The sequence below is a fragment of the Acetivibrio clariflavus DSM 19732 genome, assembly GCF_000237085.1.
Classification (GTDB): domain Bacteria; phylum Bacillota; class Clostridia; order Acetivibrionales; family Acetivibrionaceae; genus Acetivibrio; species Acetivibrio clariflavus.
Map to the genome: position 1 here is coordinate 1,509,191 of NC_016627.1, position 23,914 is coordinate 1,533,104.

A 23,914-nucleotide genomic window follows, 5' to 3' on the forward strand; every position below is an offset into this window, starting at 1 on the left:
TCTTATAACATCAGTTTTTTAGCAAATTTTATTGTATATTATACCCACATGTAATGTCAATTCATAAAAAACAATGCCACATTTTACAATGCAGCGAGTTGAACGAATTTTGTTGACAACTTCTGTTTAGATATGTATTATATATAAAACATTTATTATTATTTTAAAAAGGAAAGAGGAATTTTATTTAACATATAGAATAGTTGTAATTATAATTATAAATAGACATTGTTTATTTATAGATAGAATATTGTATAAATATCGTACAATTTTTTATTAAAAAACTAAAATGCAAGGGGAATATAAGATGAATGAGAATAATATGAATTTAATTAAAATAACTTTTCCCGACGGAACCGAAAAAGAAGTTATTGAAGGAACATCGCTGCTTGAATTGAGTTATGAGTTTGGCGGCGACTACAAATCTGCCATTGTTGCAGCAAAGGTGGATAATGATATTAAAGAATTAACTTTTCGTATATATAATAGCGCCAATATTGAATTTATAGATTTGACTAATGATGACGGAATGAGGATTTATAACAGAAGCCTTAGTTTTCTTTTGATAAAGGCGGTTAACGATCTTTTTCCTGACAGAAAGGTAATAATAAGCCATTCAATAAGCAAAGGCATATTCTGTGAGATTAACGGGGAGACACCCCTTACAGCTGAAGAAGTAACTAAAATTGAAGAAAGAATGAGAGAACTGGTAAAGCGGAAGATACCTTTTATAAAGAAAATTTTGTCTATAGAAGAGGCCAGGGAAATATTCAGCAAAACCGGCAGATTGGACAGATTTCGTGCCATAGAGCATAGAAAGAAACCCTATGTAACAATTTACAATTGTGACGGCTATGAAGATTACTTTTACGGATATATGGTCCCGGACACGGGATATTTGCAAAAATTTGCACTTAAATTTTATGAAACGGGATTGATAATGATGTTCCCTGATAAATCAAATCCCGACATTATTCCTAAGTTTAAAGAGCAGAAAAAGCTGTTTGCCATTTTTACAGAATACAAGAGATGGGGCCGGATACTTGGTGTCCAGGATGTCGGATCCCTTAATGCCCTTGTAAAAGAAGGCAGGGCCAATGAACTTATAAGAGTCGGAGAGGCTCTGCATGAGAAAAAAATAGCACAGATTGCCGACATGATTGCTTTTAACAAGCATAAAAAACGTATAGTGCTTATTGCGGGACCATCATCCTCAGGTAAAACAACTTTTGCTCAAAGATTGGCTATACAATTGAAAGTTAACGGTTTAAGACCGGTTACAATTTCGCTGGATGACTATTTTGTGGATAGAGACAAAACACCTAAGGATGAAAGTGGAGATTATGATTTTGAGGCTTTAGAAGCAATCGACCTTGTTCTCTTCAATCAGCATTTGTCCAGCTTGATTAAGGGAGAAGAGGTAGGAGTACCCATTTTTAATTTTTCAAAAGGATGCAGGGAAAACTTTTGCAGAAAATTAAGAATTGATGACGATCAACTGCTTATAATCGAAGGAATTCACGGATTGAATGAAAAATTGACTTCCTCGATTCATAAGGATAGCAAGTTTAAGATTTATGTAAGTGCAATTACTTCAATGAGTATTGATGATCACAATAGAATACCTACAACCGATGCAAGGATGCTGAGAAGAATTGTAAGAGATTTTCAGTTTAGGGGCTGCAGTGCCATAAACACAATTAAAAGATGGCCTTCGGTAAGACGCGGAGAGGAAAGAAATATTTTCCCGTTCCAGGAAGAAGCAGATGTTATGTTTAATTCAGCGCTTCCTTTTGAACTTGGAGTTTTGAAAGTGTATGCCGAACCGCTTTTGAATGATATTGACAGATCACAGCCTGAATATTCTGAAGCAAAAAGGCTTATAGAGTTTTTAACCAATTTTGTTCCGATAGACTCTAAAGAGATTCCTGCAAATTCTATTATAAGAGAATTTATTGGCGGCAGCTGCTTTTATGAATAGAATGACAACTGTATTGACTCAGGGGTAAGATTTACAAGGAATCAATAAAATTTAAGGACATTGGATTGTAAATTCTAAACGTAAATTTAAGAGACAAAGGCAGGGGTTTTATGAAAGTAAGCGAAATCATTGGCATTCTTGACGCGGAACTTTTGACAGGAGAAGAAAATCTTGATATGGATATCGAGCACGCTTGTGGTTCGGATCTTATGAGTGATGTTATGGCCTTTGTGAAGGAAAATGTTGTGTTGCTGACGGGGCTTGTCAATCCTCAGGTTGTAAGAACGGCTGAAATGATGGATATAAAAGTTATTGTTTTTGTAAGAGGTAAGGTGCCCGATGAAAAGTTGGTTCAATTTGCAAAGGAAAAGGGAATAACTATATTAATTACAAAACATCCGATGTTTATTGCATGCGGTAAACTCTATTGTGCCGGTATCACGGGAAGAGGTGTATGGGATTGAGCAATAGCATTATAAGGCAGAGTTATGTTATTCCTGCCGATGATTTCTCGTTAGCCGGAGAAGCATCGAGTTGTGTAAAAAAGATGCTCAATCAATTGGGTGTTCCCCCTCAGACTGTTAAAAAGGTAGCCATTGCTATGTATGAGGCTGAGATAAATGCTGTCATTCATGCAGGAGGAGGAACTGCTGATGTTGAAATAGGCGGCGGAAAGATAATAGTAACTATTAGTGATGAAGGACCGGGTATTCCTGACCTTGAGCTGGCAATGCAGGAGGGATATTCTACTGCGCCTGACAGCATCAGGGAGATGGGATTCGGTGCCGGTATGGGTTTGCCGAACATTAAACGGTATGCTGACAAACTTGATATAAAAACTGAAGTAGGTAAAGGAACAAGTGTTGAAATAACCGTGTTTTTATAGAATAGTGGCCTCAACAAGGATGTAGGCGAAATAATATTATTTAAGCCATGATTCTGTAGAAGCCTGTTTGGGGGGATTAGAATGAAGGGCTACTTTCATTCGGTAACTTTAGATGAGGAAAAGTGTAAAGGATGTACCAATTGCATAAAAAGGTGCCCTACAGAGGCTATTAGAGTGAGGAAGGGAAAGGCCAGAATTATAGCTGAAAGGTGCATTGATTGCGGTGAATGTATAAGAGTCTGCCCATATCGTGCCAAGAAAGCTATTACCGATCCCTTTGAGAATATCTATAATTTCAAATTCAAGGTGGCTATACCTGCGCCTACCCTATATGGGCAGTTTAAATATATGAAGTCCATAAATCATTTGCTTAACGCTTTTAAACTGATTGGTTTCGATCATGTCTATGAGGTGGCAAGGGCTGCTGAAATTATAAGCAGTGCCACAAAGGAATTGATGAAGAAGAATGATTTGCCTAAGCCTTTGATATCATCTGCGTGTCCTGCTGTTGTAAGATTGATTCAGGTTCGTTTTCCAAACTTGATTGACAATATATTAAAGCTTGAGTCGCCCATGGAACTGGCTGCAAAAATTGTAAAAGATGAGATTGAAAAAAATAAAAATATTCCCAGAGAGGATATCGGCGTGTTTTTTATTACGCCCTGTGCAGCTAAAGTTACCAGCATTAAAGCTCCTTATGAGAGTGAAAAGTCTTGTGTTGACGGTGCTATATCCATAAAAGATATATATTTGAAATTGTTTAATGGTCTGGGTGAGGTAAAACAGGAGGAAAACTTGGTGATGGCCGGATTTACAGGAATCCGGTGGGCAAATTCCGGTGGAGAGAGTTTGGCATTAGGTACCGAGAACTTTCTTGCTGTAGATGGAATTCACAATGTAATTTCCATTTTGGAGGAATTGGAAAATGACAAGCTGGAGGATGTGGATTTTATTGAAACTTTAGCTTGTCAGGGAGGATGTCTTGGAGGACCTTTAACTGTCGAAAATTTATATGTAGCCAAAACCCGGATTAAAAAATTTATAGATATGGCTAAGAAAAATGTTGTACAGGAAAACCCGGACAATATTTATGACTATGATTTGCTATGGAAGAGAAATGTGGAATACAAGCCTATTTTGAAACTGGATGAAGATTTTGAAATTGCAATGAAAAAATTGGAAGCACTGCAGTCAATCAGTGAGGAATTGCCGGGATTGGACTGTGGAGCTTGTGGAGCACCTAATTGCAGGGCACTGGCTGAAGATATTGTAAGAGGTAATGCCAATGAGACCGATTGTATATTTAAGTTGAGGGAAAAAGTGAGAGACCTTACTGTACAAATGATGGAAATTGAGTCAGTGATGCCTCCTGTTATGGATAAAAGCGATACCAATAAAAAAGAAAAAAATGATTAGAGGGATGAATATGAAGGTTAATGAATTGGCGGATTTATTGCAATTTAAGGTGTTGACCGACGATAAGAGTATAGATAGGGAAATATCGGGGGTATATATTTGCGACTTGCTTAGCTGGGTTATGTCCCATGCCAATAAAGGGGATGTTTGGATTACGGTGCATACCCATATAAACATTGTAGCTGTCGCGGTATTGGTTGAGATTCCCTGTATAATTGTTCCCGAAGGAATTAAAGTGGAAGAGTCAACAATTCTAAAAGCAAATGAAGAAGGAATTGTTATATTGAGTTCCGATAAGACAGCCTATCAGATAGCTTTAGAAATCGGTAAACTCTTATAAGGTACAGATAATAATTTTTTTGCTTTTTTGTGGAATTGTGGTTTTAAGTTTTGAATAATGCTTAAAAAACTCATGGAGGAAAAATGAAAGCCTTTTATGATCTTCATATACATTCGGCACTTTCACCCTGTGCAGAAGATGACATGACACCGAACAATATAGTTAATATGGCATATATTAAAGGTCTTGATATAATTGCAGTTACCGATCACAATTCTGCCTTAAACTGCGAGGCTGTTTTAAAATGTGCAAAAAACCGGGGAATTGTTGCAATTCCGGGAATGGAGCTGGAGACCAGGGAAGAAGTACATTTGGTTTGTCTTTTTCCGGGCCTTGAGGAAGTAATGAAAATGCATGAAATAGTTACTGATGCACTTCCTAAAATAGAGAACCGGGAGGATATCTTCGGTCAGCAGCTTATAATGGATGAAGATGACAATGTAATTGAAAGTTATAAGCAGATGCTTCTTACAGCAGCTGACTTAAGTATTGATGAAGCTTTTGAAATTGTAAATAACCTGTCGGGAATTGTTGTTCCTGCCCATGTGGACAGAGATTCCTACAGTATAATTTCAAATCTCGGAATGGTTCCTGACTATTTGGATATAATATATCTCGAAGTTTCAAGAGATTGTGTTCTGAAGGAATTTCTCGTCAATAATCCGTATCTGTCAGACTATAGTTTTTTAAAGTCCTCCGATGCCCACAGTCTCGGTCAAATTATGGAGAGGGAAAGCGCATTTGATATTGAGGAAAAAAGTTTGGAATGCTTTATGCAATCTCTTAAAAAGAAATAGAATGAAACTGAACGAATCCAACCGAATTCAATGATTTGTGAAAATCTACATTTAAGTATTTTCCTGCTAATGTTGAAAAGGGTATTCCCTTTTCAACATTTATTTTATACAATAGTATAGTGGGTATGGAATACTGTATACAATGTATTTATGCAGTTTTAACTGTGGTAAATTGCATAATGACCTTAAAATAAGCAGGTTTTAATAAATTTTTTATTTAAACATTGGCAAATAAATATTTGCAAATTTTATTGAATGTTATGCTGATATTTGCTATAATTATCGAGAAAATTGTTAATTTGTTAACATAGACTGCTTTGAAAAACAGTGCAAAAAAGTTAAATGTTAGGGGGTTTTTAGACAAATGAGCGAAAACAATTGCTGCTGCTGTAACAAGGTTGATCCCAGAGATCAAAAACTGCAGGAAATCATTGAGAAGTATAAGGATACAAAAGGTGCATTAATTCAAGTATTGCACGAGGCACAGGAAGTATACGGATATTTGCCTATTGAAGTTCAGAAAAAAATATCCGAAGGATTGAATGTGCCATTATCTGAGATCTATGGAGTTGTCACTTTCTATACCCAGTTCTCTTTAAATCCCAAAGGAAAGTACAAAATTTCCGTTTGTATGGGTACAGCTTGTTATGTTAAAGGAGCTGGCCAAATCCTGGATAAATTTAAAGAAATACTTGGATTGGAAGTTGGAGAATGTTCAGAGGACGGTTTGTTCTCGTTAGAGCCATGTAGATGTTTGGGTGCATGCGGTTTGGCACCGGTTATAACAATTAATGAAGATGTGTATGGTAAACTTGTTCCTGACGATGTAGAGGGAATAATTAAAAAATATAAGGAACAGTAGTTTAGAGGATAATGAAGGATTTATCTTTGCATTTGATGGATATAGTGCAGAACTCTATTTCTGCAAAAGCAAGCAAAATCTGTGTTTCATTGACTGCTGACACACAAGCAGATATATTGACAATGAGAATTGCTGACAATGGAGAGGGTATTGAGGAAAGTTTGCTGAAAAATATTGCCAGTCCATTTGCTACTACCAGGAAGACAAGAAAAGTAGGTATGGGCATATCTCTCTTAAAGGCTTCGTCAAACATGGCAGAAGGAGACATTGAAATTTACTCGAAAAAGTTTGAAGGGACTACAGTGGAGGCAACTTTTAAAATATCTCACATTGACAGGCTGCCTCTTGGGGATTTGGCTGAAACAATGGTAACCTTAATTATGGCAAATCCTGACATTGAGTTTGAGCTGGATTTAAGCAATAAAAAGGATTGTTTCAGTTTTAGAACCGTAGAGGTAAAGGAACAGCTTAAAGACATTCCTATAACACAGTTTGAAGTATTAAACTGGATACGTGAATATATAAACAGTGGAATAAAGATTATTTTTGGAGGGGTGCTAAATGAAATCATTAGCTGAATTGGAAGAAATCAGAAAGAAAACCCTTGAGCAAATAAGCCTTAGAACAAGCAACAACGGTATGAGGGTAGTTGTAGGTATGGCTACCTGCGGTATAGCAGCCGGTGCAAGACCTGTTATGACAGCGTTTATAGAAGAATTAAACAAAAGAAATCTGAGAGATGTAACTGTGACTATGACCGGTTGTATAGGTGTTTGCAGACTTGAACCTATAGTTGAGGTTATTGATAAGGATGGAAACAAGACCACTTATGTCAAAATGACCCCTGAAAAGGTTGCACGTGTAGTGGCTGAGCATATAGTTAACGGAAGAGTATGTCTTGATCTTACAATTGGAGAAGCAGATAAATAAGTTGTAATTTAAATCTTGATTTTGCCCGTTTATATGGTGTGATAGGGCAAAAGTATTTTGCTAAAGATGTTCTTAAAGTTTTATTTACTTGTATAAGGAGGGTTATAAATGCAATTATATAGATCGCATGTTCTGGTTTGTGGCGGTACAGGCTGTACTTCTTCAAATTCAGAAAAGATAATCGCTGAGTTTGAAACTCATCTTGCAAAAAACAATCTTCAGAATGAAGTGAAGGTAGTTAAAACAGGATGCTTCGGTCTTTGTGCCAAGGGTCCTATAATTGTTGTATACCCTGAAGGTGCCATGTATACTATGGTTACAGTTGAGGATGTTAAAGAAATTACCGAAGAGCACCTGTTAAAGGGTAGAATTGTCAAAAGATTGCTTCACAATGATACTCATGAAGACGGTACTTCAAAATCTTTGGAAAATGTCGACTTTTTCTCAAGGCAAATGAGAATTGCCTTAAGAAACTGCGGTGTTATAAATCCGGAAGATATTACAGAGTATATAGCTTATGACGGATACAAAGCTCTTGGAAAAGTATTGACTGAGTTAAAGCCTGAGGAAGTTATAGATATAATTAAGAGATCAGGACTCCGTGGAAGAGGAGGCGGAGGATTCCCTACAGGTTTGAAATGGGAATTTGCTGCAAAGCAACCCGGAGGACAAAAGTATGTATGTTGTAATGCCGACGAAGGAGACCCGGGTGCGTTCATGGACAGAAGTGTTCTTGAAGGAGACCCCCACTCTGTAATTGAAGCAATGGCTATTGCAGGATATGCTATTGGAGCCGATCAGGGTTATGTATATATAAGGGCAGAATACCCGATAGCTGTAAAAAGGCTTCAAATAGCTATAGAACAGGCTAAAGAATATGGTCTTTTGGGTAAAAACATATTCGGAACAGATTTCAGTTTTGATTTGGAAATAAGACTTGGTGCCGGAGCTTTCGTTTGTGGTGAGGAAACAGCTCTTATGACTTCCATAGAAGGTCATAGAGGTGAGCCGAGACCGAGACCTCCATTCCCTGCAGTTAAAGGATTATGGGGAAAACCAACCATACTCAATAACGTTGAAACCTATGCAAATATTCCTCAAATTATTCTTAAAGGACCCGAATGGTTTGCCAGCATAGGAACTGAAAAGAGTAAGGGAACAAAAGTTTTTGCGGTAGGTGGTAAGATAAACAACACAGGGCTTGTTGAAATACCTATGGGTACTACTTTGAGAGAAGTTATATATGACATAGGCGGAGGAATACCGAACGGAAAGAAATTTAAAGCTGCTCAAACCGGTGGACCTTCCGGCGGTTGTATACCTGCAAGTCATTTGGATACACCTATAGATTACGATTCATTGATTCAGCTGGGATCAATGATGGGTTCCGGTGGACTTATAATCATGGACGAAGACAACTGTATGGTTGACATAGCTAAGTTCTTCCTTGAATTTACAGTTGATGAGTCCTGCGGTAAATGTCCTCCATGTCGTATAGGTACAAAGAGAATGTTGGAAATTTTAGAGAGAATAACTGAAGGAAAAGGTGAAGAAGGGGATATTGAAAAGCTTGAGCTTCTTGCAAAGAATATTAAAGCTTCAGCTCTGTGCGGATTGGGTCAGACTGCACCAAACCCAATTTTAAGTACCTTGAGATACTTTAAGGATGAATATATAGCTCACGTTAAGGATAAAAAATGTCCTGCGGGAGTATGTAAAGCAATGATGAGGTATATTATAAATGCAGAACTCTGTAAGAGCTGTGGTATTTGTGCTAGACAATGTCCTGTTAAAGCTATTAGCGGTGAAAAGAAAGTACCATATGTTATTGATCAGGATAAATGTATTAAATGTGGCGTATGTATGGAAAAATGTCCATTCAAGGCCATATTTAAGAATTAATGTTTTGGAAGGGAGTGCATAAGACAATGGAAATGGTTAATATTACTATAGATAACCGAAAGATTCAGGTTCCTAAAGATTATACCATCCTGGAAGCAGCTAAAGCAGCCAATATTTATATACCTACACTTTGCTTTTTGAAGGATATAAATGAAATTGGTGCCTGCCGTATGTGTGTTGTTGAAGTTAAGGGTGCAAGAAGCCTTCAGGCTGCTTGTGTATATCCTGTTTCGGAAGGACTTGAAATATATACACAATCTCCTGCTGTAAGGGAAGCAAGAAAAGTTACCCTTGAGCTTATATTGTCAAATCACGAGAAAAAGTGTCTTACTTGTGTTAGAAGCAAAAACTGTGAACTGCAAACATTAGCTGAAGAATTGAATGTTAAGGATATAAGATTTGAAGGCGAAACTTACAAGTTGCCGTTAGACGATTTTTCACCTTCAGTAGTTAGAGATCCTAACAAGTGTATACTATGTAGAAGATGCGTAAGCATGTGTAAAAATGTTCAGCAGGTATCGGTAATAGATACAACTGAAAGAGGATTTAAGACAATAATATCTTCTGCATTTAACAAGTCATTGAACGAAGTGCCATGTACAATGTGCGGACAGTGTATTAATGTCTGTCCTGTAGGTGCATTGAGAGAAAAGGATGATACCGATAAAGTATGGGAAGCCTTGGCAAATCCCGAACTCCATGTTATTGTACAAACAGCTCCTGCTGTCAGAGTAGCATTGGGTGAAGAGTTTGGTATGCCGATAGGCTCAAGAGTAACGGGCAACATGATTGCAGCACTCAAGCTTTTGGGCTTTGACAGAGTGTTTGATACTGACACAGCAGCAGACCTTACCATTATGGAAGAAGGAACAGAGGTAATAAACAGAATTAAGAACGGCGGTAAACTTCCGGTTATAACTTCCTGCAGCCCAGGATGGATAAAATTCTGTGAGCACTATTACCCTGAATTTTTGGATAATTTGTCAACATGTAAGTCACCCCATGAAATGTTCGGGGCAATCTTAAAGTCTTACTATGCTGAAAAAGAAGGTATTGATCCTTCAAAGGTATTTGTTGTATCCATAATGCCTTGTACAGCGAAGAAATTTGAAGCTGCGAGACCGGAACTGGCGGCAAATGGATATCCTGATGTTGATGTTGTTCTTACTACAAGAGAGCTTGCCAGAATGATTAAAGAAGCAGGTATTGATTTTAAAAATGTGTACGAAGAACATTTTGATGACCCGATGGGTGATGCTTCCGGTGCCGGTGTTATCTTCGGTGCTACCGGTGGAGTTATGGAAGCTGCATTGAGAACTGTTGCAGAGATTCTCAGCGGTCAACCCATTGACAATGTTGATTATGAGCAGGTTAGAGGTGTTGAAGGTATTAAAGAGGCATCGGTTAAAGTCGGTGACTTGACACTTAAAGCTGCTGTTGCCCATGGCCTTGGAAATGCAAGAAAGCTTCTGGACAGAATAAAAGCCGGTGAAGCAGAATATCACTTTGTTGAAATAATGGCTTGCCCGGGCGGATGCGTTAACGGAGGAGGTCAGCCTATACAGCCTTCTAAGGTAAGAAGCTGGACCGATTTGAGAACTGAAAGGGCAAAAGCAATTTATGAAGAAGATAAGGAGCTTCCGATAAGAAAATCCCATGAAAATCCAAGAATCAAGGCACTTTATGAAGAATATCTCGAACAACCCGGAAGCCATAAAGCACACAAACTCTTGCATACTCATTATGTTAAGAGAGAAAATTATCCGGTAGAATAGTGTAATTTATATAAATTTAATATATAATAATAAGGTCAGGTTAAAAAGCCTGACCTTATTTTAATAATACTTCCTTTGTAAAATACTGAAATTGCCGGATTGTAATCTTCTATTTTTCCTTTATTGAGAGGTTTATTATGCATGAAATTGAAGTGGTAGGTGCGGCAATTATTGAGGACAATAAAGTACTTGCCGCTCAGCGTTCCGAAATAATGAAACTTCCGTTAAAATGGGAATTTGCCGGAGGAAAGGTCCAGAAAGGTGAGACTCACGAGAAAGCTTTAGTGAGGGAACTGCGGGAAGAATTGGGTATTGAAGTCAGTGTCGGTGATTTTATTGCGAAAGGGTCATCGGTTATTGAAGACAGATTGATAAATTTATACGTATATAGTGCTAAAATATTGAAGGGCGTACCTCAAGCAAGGGAACATGCCCGGATTATGTGGATTGATATTGAGGATATAATGAAATTGGATTGGGCTGAGGCTGATTTGCCGGCATGTGAACAATTATTAAAAAAATTCGTGTAGGTGAACGGATATGGATATACACAGCTTAATAAAAAGCAAAACTAGTATAAGAGCATATAGGAAAGATCCTGTTCCGTTGGAAACTGTGCAAAGAATACTTGAGACGGCCTCCATGGCACCTTCGTGGGCAAACAGGCAGTGCTGGCGGTTTGTTGTTGTCGATACTCAAGTTGGCAAGAATATAATAGGTCAGGCGTCGGGACAGCCGAAAATAATTAAGGCATGCAAGGATGCACCTTATGTTATTGTTCTTTGTGCGTATATCAGAGAATCCGGAGTAAAGAACGGCCTTGAGTATTTCATGTTTGACTGCGGCCTGGCAATGAGTAATCTGATGCTGGCAGCTGAAGCCGAGGGATTGGCCACATGTATAGTGGGATGGTTTAATGAAGGGGCTATAAGGGGGCTGCTGAATGTTCCCCAGGAGGTGGCAATAGTTGCCTTTACTCCGTTAGGGTATGCCGATGAAAGCAGAAAGCCCCGTAAAAGAAAAAAATTGGATGAAGTCGTTTATTATAATCAATGGGAAAAAACACAAAATTAGATTGCTTAAAATTTAGCAAATACATGAAATTCAATAACAGAAAATGAGGTATGGAAATGGCAAAACAACAGTGGAAACCTACAACTGCACTGAATCCGGTTCCGGCAGTTATGGTGACTTGTGCAGACAGTGAAGGCAGACCCAATATTATAACAATAGCATGGGCAGGTACAATTAATTCAAAGCCGCCAATGGTTTCAATATCTGTCAGAAAGGAACGGTATTCCTATAATCTCATAAAGGAAAAAGGACAGTTTGCTATTAATCTTACTACGAGAAAGTTAGCCTATGCCACAGATTTCTGCGGGGTTAAATCGGGAAAAGACGTAAACAAATTCGAGAAATTAAACCTTACACCCGAAAAAGCATCAAAGATTGATGTGCCTTTAATAAAGGAAAGTCCTGTAAATATTGAATGCGTGGTCAAGGACATCATAGAATTAGGTTCCCATGACATGTTTATTGCTGAGATAGTTGCGGTTAATGTGGATGAAAGGCTATTAGATAAAGACGGTAAACTTTGCATGGAGAGAGCTGACCTTATATGTTACTCCCACGGCGAATATTGGACTTTGGATAAATCCTTGGGCTATTTTGGCTACTCTGTTACCAAAAAGCGAAAACTAAAAAGAAAACTGAAAAAGAAGTGATGGCATAGAGGTGCGTTTTGGTGAAATATGAGAAAACGTCAGCAGACATATCAATAGACCAGCTTTCACCTATAGTTTTGAAGAGTTTTTTATTTACCCAGGGTTTGAATTTCCGAGAAGGATACAGACTTAAAGGGCGATATGTGTATGACTATGAACTGGAGTTTTTTGTTTACAGTAAAGGTGGAATGGTGATTGATGATAAGGAGTATAGCATAAGCAAGGGGGATGTGGTATTCAGAAGACCCGGACAATATACGCAGGGAATTATGCCCTACTCATGCTATATGATTTGCATAGATTTGCTGGGGAATACGGGTAAAGACCCTCAGACTTATGATTTCATTAAAGAACAGGATTTTCAGATTAATTACCGCAATCCCCTTCTTGATGGAATACCTTCGGTATTCAAGCCTTCAAATTATCACAAATACCAGGAACTCTTTGATTTGGTTTTAAAAGAGTACATCAACAAAAGGGAATTTTCCGGAATACTTCTCAAATCAACTATACTGAAGATTATATATGAGATATGTTCCGATGTAAAAAACCCGTTTATCAATAATGAAAATAAAAACCTGTCCCATTACATGGCGGTGAAAAGGGTAAAAGAATACATAGATACCAATCTTAAGCAGAGAATTACCCTTGAAAATCTGGCTTCAGTTGCGAATCTTAGCCCTACCTATTTTCACAGGATTTTTACCGAAACTTTAGGAATTACTCCGACGGAGTATATCACAAATGCCAGAATGGATAAGGCAAAAGAGCTTTTGGTAAAGACAAATCTTCCGGTTTACGAAATTGCCATTGAATGTGGATATGACAATATCCCGTATTTCAGTTATGTCTTCAAAAGCAGGACCGGTGTTGCGCCGGGAGAGTTCAGAAAGCGGCATAGTTATTTTATTTAGCCGACAGAGTCTCCTAAATGTTTTTTTGTTAATAAAAAAATAGAAAAAAGTACAAGAGAACTTCATATTTTAAATAACAGGAGGCTTTTTTATTTCGGAGGCTTTATGAAACAAGCTAGGCGGCTGGATAATGCCCCTCCCTATCTGTTTGTGGAAATTGAGGAAAATATAAAAAAGGCGTTGGCCAGGGGCGTAGATGTAATAAACTTAGGGATCGGAGATCCGGATCTTCCCACTCCATATTTCGTGGTAAGGAAAATGGCAGAGGCAATAAAAAATCCAAATTATCATATCTATCCGGAGTATGACGGATGTTTGGAGTTTAGGTGTGCGGTAGCAGAGCATTATAAAAAGAGATTCGGAGTGGATTTGGATCCTGAGACGGAAGTGGTTGCGCTGCTTGGGTCAAAGGAGGGAATTGCACATATTTTCTTTGCCCTTGTAAATGAAGGCGATTTTACCCTTGTACCCGACCCGGAATATCCGGTATACGAACTGGCTACTGCTCTTACAGGCGGTGTGCCATATCACATGCCCCTTACAAAGGAAAACGGTTTTTTCCCCGATCTTTCAGCAATACCTAAAGAAGTAATTAAGAGGGCAAAGATATTGTTTGTAAACTACCCAAATAACCCAACCGGAGCGGTTGCAAATCTGGAACAGTACCAAAAATTAGTGGATTTCGGTCTGGAACATGACATTGTGGTGTGTAATGATAATGCCTATTCGGAGTTTACCTTTGACGGTATAAAAGCACCCAGTATTTTGAATGCCGTTAATGCAAAAGATATTGCTGTGGAATTTCACTCTTTTTCAAAATCCTATAATATGACCGGCTGGCGCTTGGGATTTGCTGTGGGAAACAGAGAGGCAATTTCGAAATTGAAAAAAATGAAAAACAATATTGACTCGGGAGTATTTACGGCAATACAGATTGCAGGAATAGAAGCATTAAGAGGTTGCGAGAAATTTGTTGAAGGAATGCGGAAGATATATGCAAGGAGAAGGGAAATTGCCATTAATGAACTTCAGAAATTAGGTTTTGAATTTGAAATTCCTAAGGGTACATTCTATTTTTGGATAAAAGTCCCTGAAGGATTTACTTCTAAAAGCTTTACCGACATGCTTCTGGAAAAGACGGGTGTTGTAGTGGCTCCCGGAAGCGGTTACGGTGAATATGGCGAAGGATATATAAGAATATCTCTGACAATTAGTGACGAAAGGCTGAAAGAAGCCTTTGAAAGAATCAGAAAGCTCGGTTTATAAAGATATGATAAAGTTATCCGGGTATAAATTTATGGTGTAATTGAAAGTGTTTTTTGCTATAATTAAAACATAAATTTTTTTGCAATAATGATATAAAAACTTGCAATTTCTAAATTACATAAACAATTATTGCAGCTTTAGCTAAATTGTGTTATAATCCATTAAAAATAAATCAAATGCGATGAAAGAGAAAAGTAGGCAGTTGAAGCTGATAAAAGAGAGAAGATATCACCGGCTGAGAGTATCTTCATCAAGCAAACTGTTGAAGTTCCCTCTTGAGCAGCATCCTGAACGTATTACCGGTACAGCGGTAATTTATCAGTAGGAGATGCCGGTTGGCGACCGTTAAAAGCTTAAGAGAGCTTATATACTTTAAGTATATAAGAATACGGGTGGTAACGCGGAATATGCTTTCGTCCCTTTTGGGTTCGAAAGCTTTTTTATTAGCTGGAAAAGAGCGTTTATTTTAATGTACCCGTTGTTAATAATGAGAGTGAAGAAAAATATTATATTTCAATATAATTAGGGATTTAAGGAGGAGTCGAAAATATGAGAGAGCAGTTGAACAATATCAGGGAACAAGCCGAAAAAGAACTGTCCGCTGCTGAATCGATACAGGAGTTGGAAAATATAAGGGTCAAGTATCTTGGGAAAAAAGGTGAGCTTACCTCAGTATTAAGAGGTATGGGAGCTCTGTCAGCAGAAGAAAGGCCTATTATCGGTCAGATTGCCAACGAAGTGAGACAGGTGCTGGAGAATAGGATTGAAGAATTGAAGAAGAAACTTTTGGATAAGGAAAGAGAGCTTAAACTTGCACAGGAAGTTATCGATGTTACTATTCCAGGTAATAGAAAGGTTTTAGGCAAGAAACATCCTCTTACCGTTGTATTGGACGAGATTAAAGAAGTGTTCATCGGAATGGGATATGAGATTGCCGAAGGTCCGGAAGTTGAAATGGATTATTATAATTTCGAAGCATTAAATATACCTAAGAATCACCCGGCAAGAGATGTCCAGGATACTTTCTATATAAATGAAAACATACTTTTGAGAACGCAGACTTCACCGGTTCAAATAAGGGTTATGGAGAACAAAAAACCCCCTATAAAGATTATTTGTCCCGGCCGTGTATATAGATCCGATGCTGTTGATGCAACCCATTCGCCTATATTCCATCAGGTGGAAGGACTTGTGGTGGATAAAGGTGTGACAATGGGCGACCTTATTGGAACTTTGAAGATTTTTGCAAAGAGCCTGTTTGGAGAAAAGACCGATATAAGGCTCAGACCTCATCACTTCCCGTTTACCGAGCCTAGTGCTGAGGTGGATGTATCTTGCTGGACCTGCGGAGGTAAGGGATGCAGAATTTGTAAAAATGAAGGCTGGATTGAAATACTTGGAGCAGGAATGGTGCACCCGAAAGTTCTTGAGGTGTGCGGTATAGATCCGGAAGTATACAGTGGATTTGCCTTTGGTCTTGGAGTGGAGAGAACTGCCATGGGAAGATTCAATATAGATGATATGAGACTGTTGTATGAAAATGACATAAGATTCTTGAAACAGTTTTAATGTACAGGGATAAAACCTGTTGCCGGAAAGAATTATCGGAAAATCGGAAGGCTTTAAATATCAATAAACGGATTGTGTTAAATTAACGGTTTAGCTTTTGAATTTTAAAACAGTAAGATCATATTGTGAAAGGAGAATAAGAGTTATGAAGGCACCGCTAAATTGGCTTAAAGATTATGTTGATATAGATGTTTCACCCAAAGAATTTGCAGATGCCATGACTATGTCGGGTTCAAAGGTTGAAGGCATTGAAGTGCAGGGTGAGGAAATAAGTAATGTAGTAGTTGGTAAAATCATATCTGTTGAAAAGCATCCTAACGCTGACAAATTGCAAGTGACCCAGGTTGATATAGGCAGTGAAGTGATACAGGTTGTTACCGGAGCTCAAAATATTAAGCTCAATGACTATGTACCGGTAGCTTTGGCTGGAGCGACTCTTCCGGGAGGCAAGAAAATATCAAAAGGTAAGCTCAGAGGTATTGAATCAAACGGTATGATGTGTTCCATTGAAGAACTTGGTCTTACCAGAGAAGACTATCCTGACGCACCTGAGGATGGCATATATATACTTGAACCGGGAGTTGAACTGGGCAAGGACATTAAAGAGGTTTTGGGAATTAATGAGACTTCTTTTGAATTTGAAATAACCTCCAACAGGCCCGATTGCTTGAGCATAATAGGTCTTGCAAGAGAGGCGGCAGTAACCTTAAAGAAAGAATTTAAGAAACCTCAAATTAAAGTATTGGAAGAGGGCGATGAGGCCAAAAATTATATTTCTGTAGAAATAAAGGATCCTGATCTATGTCCTAGATATGCAGCCAGAGTTGTAAAAGATGTTAAAATAGGTCCTTCACCCAAGTGGATGAGAGACAGGTTAAGAGCTGCAGGAGTTAGACCTATAAACAACATTGTAGATATAACAAACTATGTTATGCTTGAGTATGGTCAGCCAATGCATGCTTTTGATCTTAAGGATATACAGGGCAACAAGATAATTGTCAGAAGAGCATTAGAGGGAGAAACCATTAAGACCCTTGATGACCAGGATAGAAAACTTGACCCTTCCATGCTTGTTATAGCCGATGAAAACAGGGCTGTAGCTGTAGCAGGAGTTATGGGAGGAGCCAATTCTGAAATTACTGACAATGCAAAGACTATTTTGTTTGAATCGGCTAACTTTAACGGTACATCGGTAAGACTTACTTCCAAGAAACTTGGGCTTAGAACTGAAGCATCAAGCCGTTTTGAAAAAGGTCTTGATGTGGAAAATGTTGTTCCGGCTCTTGAAAGAGCTGTACAGCTTGTGGAAGAACTGGGTGCCGGAACGGTTTGCAAAGGTATTGTTGACTGTTATGTGAAGAAGCCAGAGCAGGTGACATTAACTTTAAGGCCGGATAAAATCAATGCTTTATTGGGAACTGATATATCTAAAGAGGAAATGATTAATATTTTAAAGGCTCTCGAGTTTGAGATTGATGAAAGCACTAATACTGTAAAAGTTCCAAGCTTCAGACCCGATGTTGAGAGGGAGGCCGATTTGGCTGAGGAGATAGCCAGATTTTATGACTACAATAATATTCAGCCAACTCTATTATCCGGTAAGGAAGCTACCCTTGGCAAAAAAACTTATAAACAGCGTATAGAGGATTTAATCAAGGATACAATGATTTCCTGCGGATTGTATGAAACCTTTACTTATTCTTTTACCAGTCCTAAGGATTTTGAAAAGCTCAATATACCACAGGACAGTGATTTGAGAAAGGCAGTGGTTATATCAAATCCTTTAGGGGAAGATTACAGCATAATGAGGACAACTACCATTGCAGATATGCTAAGGGTTATTAGCACCAACTATAACAGGAGAATAGAGGAAGCAAGGCTCTTTGAAATGTCTTTCGTATATTTGCCTGAGAGTTTGCCGGTAAAAGAGCTTCCAAAGGAAAAACCTGTACTTACTATAGGAATGTACGGTAAAACCGATTTTTATGAGTTGAAGGGAATTGTTGAAGAGTTGCTTTCAAGACTCGGTATAAAGGAATATGAGTTTGTACCGGTTAAGGACAATCCGACATTCCATCCGGGAAGAACGGCCAGTCTTACAATTAATGGCGAGTATGTCGGTATTATAGGTGAGATACACCCTGTTGTGTCAGAGAATTTCGAGTGCCCGGAAAGAACTTATGTGGCAGAAATGGAAATTGAAAAATTTGTCAAGCATGCATCTTTGGAATCTCAATACAAACCATTGCCTAAATTCCCGGCAGTTTCAAGGGATATTGCAATGCTTGTTAAAGACGAAATATTGGTAAAGCAAATTGAAGACATTATTAAGCAGAGAGCTGGTAAAATACTTGAAGATGTTAAATTATTCGACGTCTATAAGGGAAAACAGGTTCCTGAAGGTATGAAAAGTGTTGCCTATTCCATAACTTTCAGGGCATCCGACAGAACTCTTACCGACGAAGAGGTAGGCAAGGCAATGGCAAAAATACTGGATGGCTTGAAAAACAATCTTGGAGCACAGCTTAGAGAATAATTGGCAAAAGCTGAGCATTGGCAGGTAAATAGCCACTGATGCTCAGCTTTTTGCAATTAATATATTAAATTCGTTTTTAAGAGGGGGGATTGGAATATTATACTAACTGATTTTTAGCCATCTCAATCATACGTTTTACCATTTGGCCGCCTATTGGACCGCCTTCTAAACCATTTACCCTGGCAGGAACGTCGCCTTTGTAATGGTCGTTGTTTTCCTTAACAAATTGCAAGCGACCTATTTCCTGTGCACATTCCATTTTGAATTTTGTCAAAGCTTCTCTGCTTTCGGGTACTAATGGTGTTCTTGGTCTTGACATATTATTCACCTGCCTTTTATATGTTGAATACATTAATAAGTCTACATAAGCTAATGCTTTTGATAAATGTACATGATGAACGTGATAAGCAAAATCTATTGTGAAAATTTATTTTTCACGGTTCATGCAGTTTACAGAATATATTTTTTGCATAAATTAAAATATGTTACATAGAAATTTAAGGATTATAATATGGTATATATTCTTATAACTTGATATTTTTACAGAAAAAAATATATATATTGCGGCTTGAATTTATGTAAAATAAAAAAGGATAATAAAGCAGAGTTTGACAGATACTTAGTTGGGATGAAAAATTATAATGGAATTGAAAAAGATTGCGGCTGGAAAAATTAGAATATTCTATTGCTTTGAAATTAATCATTTGTTAATATATAAACATTATGTGACAATTGTTAAAAACAGCTAAATATATATTTTTATAAATAGGAGGTTTGCGTATGGAAAGAATCATATTTGATTATTCAAAAGCCAGTGAGTTTATACAAGAAAGCGAAATACGCTGTCTTGATAGCTTTATAAAATCGGCTCACGATATGCTCCACAACAAAACAGGGGCAGGCAATGATTTTTTAGGATGGGTTGAACACCCGTTAAACTATGATAAAGAGGAGTTTGACAGGATAAAAAAAGCTGCGGAAAAAATAAAATCCGACTCCGATGCTTTGATAGTTATAGGTATCGGCGGTTCCTACCTTGGAGCGAAAGCTGCCATTGACATGCTTTCCCATTCCTTCCACAACCTTTTGCCCAAGTCAAAGAGAAATGCACCTGAAATCTATTTTGTAGGAAACAACATCAGTTCTACATATATTGCAGACCTGTTGGAGGTTATAGAAGGAAAAGAAATCTCGGTTAACGTAATATCCAAATCCGGAACTACAACCGAGCCGGCTATAGCTTTCAGAATTTTCAAGGAATACATGGAAAACAAGTACGGTAAAGAAGGGGCAAGAAAGAGAATATATGCAACTACAGATAAGGAAAAGGGTGCGTTGAAAAAGCTTGCAACAGAAGAAGGCTATGAAACTTTTGTTGTACCCGATGATATTGGAGGAAGATTCTCGGTATTGACTGCTGTAGGTTTACTTCCAATTGCTGTGTCCGGTGCCGATATTGACAGCATGATGAAGGGCGCCTATGATGCCTATAATCTGTATAACAATAAAAACCTGGACGAGAACGATTGTTACAAGTATGCTGCCGTAAGAAACGCTTTATACAGAAAAGGAAAGACTATTGAAATTATGGTAAACTATGAACCTTCCCTTCATTACTTTACTGAATGGTGGAAACAGTTGTACGGAGAAAGTGAAGGAAAGGACCAAAAAGGTATATTCCCTGCAGGTGTTGATTTTACAACAGATTTACATTCCATGGGTCAGTACATTCAAGATGGTTTAAGAAACATTTTTGAAACTGTAATCAAGGTTGAAAAGCCAAGAAAGAATATTATAATCAAGGAAGACAAGGACAATCTTGACGGTTTGAACTTTATTGCAGGAAAAGATGTGGACTTTGTAAACAAAAAGGCTATGGAAGGAACTCTGCTTGCCCATAACGACGGAGGAGTTCCGAATCTTGTGGTATCTGTGCCGGAATTGAATGAATATTATTTCGGAAGCATGGTTTATTTCTTTGAAAAAGCCTGCGGAATAAGCGGTTATTTACTTGGGGTAAATCCTTTTGACCAGCCTGGTGTTGAGGCATATAAGAAGAATATGTTTGCACTGTTGGGTAAACCCGGATTTGAGGAGCAAAAGAAGAAGCTTGAAGAGCGTCTTTCCAAGTAATATAAAGAGGCAGAACTTAAAAAGTTCTGCCTCTTTTACTAAATTGAAAAGGTAATAATAAGGGGATTATGGAAAATATAAAACTGTTATTTCAGGAGGTGATAAAAACCTTAAAGGGAATAATACATTACCGATGCCGCCGTTTATGTATATTATCAGGTTGTTCAATTTGTTCAGCCCTTTTTTTATTCCTATTTTACACACTCTTTCATGCCTTAAAAGTCTAAACTCAATATCGAAAGGCATCCAGATTTGCCCTCCGTGAAAGTGGCCGCATAATAAAAAGTCTACTGCATCTTCCGGAATCTCAAGAGCTATGTCGGGATTATGAGAAAAGGCAATATTTGCAGTTACATTGCTTTTACATTTTGCTAAAGCTTTTTTTACATCATGGCGTTTTGACCTAAAGTCCTCTATGCCTATAAAATTGTAAGAGCGGTCGCCTTTTTTATATACTGCAGAATCGTTAAGAAGAACTTTTACTCCCATCCTTTCAAGATCTTTCGTAAATTTTTTTAATCCTGCTTCGTCTTTGCGAAATGTTTTATAATCATGATTTCCATAGCACAGGAATATTTCATAGTTACCTTTTATCTCCTCAAGGAAGTTTAAAAAGGCAGGTATATGCCTGGTACTGTCTATATAATCTCCTGTTAAAACAACTAAATCGGGATTTTCTTTTTTTAGAACTTTTTTGATTTTCTTTATATCAACCCTAAGCAAACTAATATGAACATCGGATAGCTGAACAACTTTCAGGTGATTGATATTTTCAGTAAAAAACACTTTTTTTACTTTAACAGTTGAAGCTTCAAAACGCATATAAGCAAGAGCAATAAAAATTAATACAAAAGCAATATATAATAAAATCATCCTATTACTCCAAACTATAATTTTTCTTATTAATTAATATATCAGTAAAAGCATTTTAGTACAACTAAATTAATTGCGGGATAAAAATTTATGTTTAGCAATTGAGGATTACTAAATTGAAAACTGTAAATAAAAGTATTTTTTTAGATAAAAAAGAAGGATTTTACCAATAAAAATAGAATAATTATATAAATGGTAATATATAAATGTCAAAAGAAAATTTGGAAATTATTTAGTAATTTTTAATATGTCTATTCTAAGAACAATTTAAGCTTATGTTTTTTCACACCTTGAGTTAATACAATTTACAGATTAAATTTCTATTGAATTCATAATTCCGACTTAAGTTTTGGACTGCTCGCCGGAAACTTTACAGTATAAAACACTGGATTTCGCAGGAGGTATTTATATGAAAAAAGGTATCGGCCGCTTTACTCCACTATCATTTGCATATATCATTGTATTTGTAATTATAATTCTGACTTCGACGTATATATATTTTAGGTCGGGAAGAATAATACAGTCGGTAGCAATTGTCATTTTGTGCAGTGTCTTAATTACAATTACTATAAAAGTAGGAACCGATAAAACTTTTAAAAACATACTGGAATCTTTAAATAGGGATATTGAGAAAGTATGCAAGGGCGATTTTTCTTACATGGTGGATACTGAAAATGCAGGTATTGTAAAAGAAATATCTGTTTGCATCAATTCTATAATCAGCGAAATGCGCTCAATATTAAATAATTTCTTTTCAATATCAAACCTTATTGTAGAGTCTACAACCAAAGTTCATACAGCATCGGAGTTAGCCTCAACTGCTATGGGTGAAATAAAGCAAACGGTGGAACAAATAGAGAAAGGCGTGGGAATCCAGGCAAACGATGCGCAGCAAGGAGTGTCGGCAGTAGAAAAATTATCAGAGCAAATCAGCCTGGTTTATAACAGCTATAACAGTATTACCGATGATACAAAAAAAATAAAGGATTTGAATAATATTGGCCTTCAGTCGGTTAAAGTTTTGAGAGCCAAATCAAAAGAAAATTATGATACTGCCGAGAAAATTTTTTCTGTAATAGAAAAACTGACTAATAGCACGAAAGATATCGGAAGCCTTGTTGAATCTATTGAAAGTATAGCAGAACAGACAAACCTTCTGGCTTTGAATGCAGCTATAGAAGCGGCAAGAGCCGGTGAAGCAGGAAAAGGATTTGCTGTTGTTGCGGAAGAGGTAAGAAAGCTTGCAGACCAAAGCAGAAAGTCGACTGAGGAAATTAATATGCTGATGAAAAGTATACAGGAAGAGTCTCTAATGGCTATTGAGGCAATGGAGATTATGAAAAAGGTATCGGCTGATCAGAATGCGGCAGTAAACAAGACAGACAGTTCCTTTAATGACATTGCCAATGCTATAAATTCAATAATATTGAAAATTAACGATGTTAATCAATCGATAACAAAGATGCAAAATGACAAGACAGAAGTTATAAATGTAATTGAAAGCATATCGGCAATATCGGGAGAAACGGTAGCTTTCAGCAAAGAACTTGCAGTTTCTTCTGAACATCAGCTTGAGCATATAAATGATATGAATGAATCAGCTGTAAAGCTTAGTGATTTGGTTAAAGAACTTGACAGCAAACTTCGCAAATATAAAGTATAAAAAATCTTATAAAAATAAAAAAATTGGCTGTTGACAAAAGAGTTTCCCACAAGTATAATATTGTTTGTCGTCAAGTTAGCAAGTATGCGGATGTGGCGGAATTGGCAGACGCGCTAGACTTAGGATCTAGTGTCGACGACGTGGGGGTTCAAGTCCCTTCATCCGCACCAATTGAAAAAGAAGGATTGCAAAGGTATAAACTTTGTAATCCTTTTTTGATTATGTATTTCAAGTTATTTAATTCTTTTTGGCATTAATTGCAAATCTATATTATATTCTAAAAATATGTCCTTTAAATTGTCGTGTTTTTCCATGAAGGAACAATAATGTATGGTATAATATGTAAT

General features: G+C 37.3%; 22 protein-coding genes, 1 tRNA gene and 1 other annotated feature. Of the genes, 21 read left to right on the plus strand and 2 right to left on the minus strand.

The window, feature by feature from the left end; translation table 11 throughout:
• Positions 1-307 precede the first annotated feature (307 nt).
• The 18 genes from CLOCL_RS06390 to pheT all read left to right on the plus strand — a co-directional run bounded on the left by CLOCL_RS06390 (position 308) and on the right by pheT (position 18,898).
• The gene (locus tag CLOCL_RS06390; RefSeq protein WP_014254569.1) at positions 308-1,981 is read left to right on the plus strand and encodes a nucleoside kinase; all 1,674 of its coding nucleotides are present in this window, start codon (positions 308-310) and stop codon (positions 1,979-1,981) included.
• 110 nt (positions 1,982-2,091) lie between these two features.
• On the plus strand, positions 2,092-2,445 hold the full coding sequence (locus CLOCL_RS06395) for a DRTGG domain-containing protein (protein WP_014254570.1): 354 nt from the start codon (positions 2,092-2,094) through the stop codon (positions 2,443-2,445).
• Positions 2,436-2,867 carry an ATP-binding protein gene (locus tag CLOCL_RS06400; RefSeq protein ID WP_174269787.1) on the plus strand — a complete coding sequence of 144 codons (432 nt, stop codon included), beginning with the start codon at positions 2,436-2,438 and terminating at the stop codon, positions 2,865-2,867. Before CLOCL_RS06395 ends, CLOCL_RS06400 begins: the two co-directional genes overlap by 10 nt.
• Before the next feature lie 81 nt (positions 2,868-2,948).
• On the plus strand, positions 2,949-4,283 hold the full coding sequence (locus CLOCL_RS06405; RefSeq protein ID WP_014254572.1) for a [Fe-Fe] hydrogenase large subunit C-terminal domain-containing protein: 1,335 nt from the start codon (positions 2,949-2,951) through the stop codon (positions 4,281-4,283).
• 10 nt (positions 4,284-4,293) lie between these two features.
• On the plus strand, positions 4,294-4,623 hold the full coding sequence (locus CLOCL_RS06410; protein ID WP_014254573.1) for a DRTGG domain-containing protein: 330 nt from the start codon (positions 4,294-4,296) through the stop codon (positions 4,621-4,623).
• Between the two features lie 83 nt (positions 4,624-4,706).
• Positions 4,707-5,420: a PHP domain-containing protein gene (locus tag CLOCL_RS06415; protein WP_014254574.1), complete on the plus strand. Its 714-nt coding sequence runs from the start codon at positions 4,707-4,709 to the stop codon at positions 5,418-5,420.
• A 364-nt stretch (positions 5,421-5,784) separates the two neighbouring features.
• The gene (gene nuoE, locus CLOCL_RS06420) at positions 5,785-6,282 is read left to right on the plus strand and encodes an NADH-quinone oxidoreductase subunit NuoE (protein ID WP_014254575.1); all 498 of its coding nucleotides are present in this window, start codon (positions 5,785-5,787) and stop codon (positions 6,280-6,282) included.
• An 11-nt stretch (positions 6,283-6,293) separates the two neighbouring features.
• On the plus strand, positions 6,294-6,860 hold the full coding sequence (locus CLOCL_RS06425; protein WP_014254576.1) for an ATP-binding protein: 567 nt from the start codon (positions 6,294-6,296) through the stop codon (positions 6,858-6,860).
• A complete protein-coding gene (locus CLOCL_RS06430; protein WP_014254577.1) occupies positions 6,844-7,212 on the plus strand; it encodes a (2Fe-2S) ferredoxin domain-containing protein in 369 nt (122 codons plus the stop codon). Before CLOCL_RS06425 ends, CLOCL_RS06430 begins: the two co-directional genes overlap by 17 nt.
• A gap of 108 nt (positions 7,213-7,320) precedes the next feature.
• A complete protein-coding gene (nuoF, locus tag CLOCL_RS06435; protein WP_014254578.1) occupies positions 7,321-9,114 on the plus strand; it encodes an NADH-quinone oxidoreductase subunit NuoF in 1,794 nt (597 codons plus the stop codon).
• A 26-nt stretch (positions 9,115-9,140) separates the two neighbouring features.
• Complete coding sequence (locus tag CLOCL_RS06440) at positions 9,141-10,889, plus strand: NADH-dependent [FeFe] hydrogenase, group A6 (RefSeq protein WP_027622782.1); 1,749 nt, start codon at positions 9,141-9,143, stop codon at positions 10,887-10,889.
• Between the two features lie 137 nt (positions 10,890-11,026).
• Positions 11,027-11,419 (plus strand): (deoxy)nucleoside triphosphate pyrophosphohydrolase, encoded by a 393-nt coding sequence (locus tag CLOCL_RS06445; protein ID WP_014254580.1) that lies wholly within the window; start codon positions 11,027-11,029, stop codon positions 11,417-11,419.
• Between the two features lie 10 nt (positions 11,420-11,429).
• On the plus strand, positions 11,430-11,963 hold the full coding sequence (locus CLOCL_RS06450; protein WP_014254581.1) for a nitroreductase family protein: 534 nt from the start codon (positions 11,430-11,432) through the stop codon (positions 11,961-11,963).
• 56 nt (positions 11,964-12,019) lie between these two features.
• Positions 12,020-12,613, plus strand: coding sequence for a flavin reductase family protein (locus tag CLOCL_RS06455; RefSeq protein WP_014254582.1), 594 nt, complete (start codon positions 12,020-12,022; stop codon positions 12,611-12,613).
• Between the two features lie 20 nt (positions 12,614-12,633).
• Entirely contained in the window at positions 12,634-13,527 is an 894-nt protein-coding gene (locus CLOCL_RS06460; RefSeq protein WP_014254583.1) for a helix-turn-helix transcriptional regulator, read from the plus strand.
• 105 nt (positions 13,528-13,632) lie between these two features.
• On the plus strand, positions 13,633-14,793 hold the full coding sequence (locus CLOCL_RS06465; protein WP_014254584.1) for an LL-diaminopimelate aminotransferase: 1,161 nt from the start codon (positions 13,633-13,635) through the stop codon (positions 14,791-14,793).
• A 172-nt stretch (positions 14,794-14,965) separates the two neighbouring features.
• Positions 14,966-15,217 (plus strand) — a binding site (T-box leader).
• 125 nt (positions 15,218-15,342) lie between these two features.
• On the plus strand, positions 15,343-16,362 hold the full coding sequence (pheS, locus tag CLOCL_RS06470; RefSeq protein WP_014254585.1) for a phenylalanine--tRNA ligase subunit alpha: 1,020 nt from the start codon (positions 15,343-15,345) through the stop codon (positions 16,360-16,362).
• A 145-nt stretch (positions 16,363-16,507) separates the two neighbouring features.
• Complete coding sequence (pheT, locus tag CLOCL_RS06475) at positions 16,508-18,898, plus strand: phenylalanine--tRNA ligase subunit beta (protein WP_014254586.1); 2,391 nt, start codon at positions 16,508-16,510, stop codon at positions 18,896-18,898.
• A gap of 97 nt (positions 18,899-18,995) precedes the next feature.
• Here the strand turns inward: pheT and CLOCL_RS06480 are convergent, their stop codons facing one another.
• A complete protein-coding gene (locus CLOCL_RS06480; protein WP_014254587.1) occupies positions 18,996-19,217 on the minus strand; it encodes an alpha/beta-type small acid-soluble spore protein in 222 nt (73 codons plus the stop codon).
• A gap of 461 nt (positions 19,218-19,678) precedes the next feature.
• Between CLOCL_RS06480 and CLOCL_RS06485 the strand changes: the two genes are divergently transcribed.
• Complete coding sequence (locus CLOCL_RS06485) at positions 19,679-21,031, plus strand: glucose-6-phosphate isomerase (RefSeq protein ID WP_014254588.1); 1,353 nt, start codon at positions 19,679-19,681, stop codon at positions 21,029-21,031.
• Positions 21,032-21,097: 66 nt separating this feature from the next.
• On the opposite strand, the gene CLOCL_RS06490 is transcribed toward CLOCL_RS06485, so the two are convergent.
• Positions 21,098-21,904: a metallophosphoesterase gene (locus CLOCL_RS06490; RefSeq protein ID WP_014254589.1), complete on the minus strand. Its 807-nt coding sequence runs from the start codon at positions 21,902-21,904 to the stop codon at positions 21,098-21,100.
• Positions 21,905-22,313: 409 nt separating this feature from the next.
• Here CLOCL_RS06490 and CLOCL_RS06495 point away from each other — a divergent pair, with 409 nt between their 5' ends.
• Together CLOCL_RS06495 and CLOCL_RS06500 are read left to right on the plus strand one after the other, a co-directional pair.
• A complete protein-coding gene (locus tag CLOCL_RS06495; protein ID WP_014254590.1) occupies positions 22,314-23,567 on the plus strand; it encodes a methyl-accepting chemotaxis protein in 1,254 nt (417 codons plus the stop codon).
• An 86-nt stretch (positions 23,568-23,653) separates the two neighbouring features.
• A tRNA-Leu gene (locus tag CLOCL_RS06500) sits at positions 23,654-23,737 on the plus strand.
• The last annotated feature ends 177 nt before the right edge of the window (positions 23,738-23,914 follow it).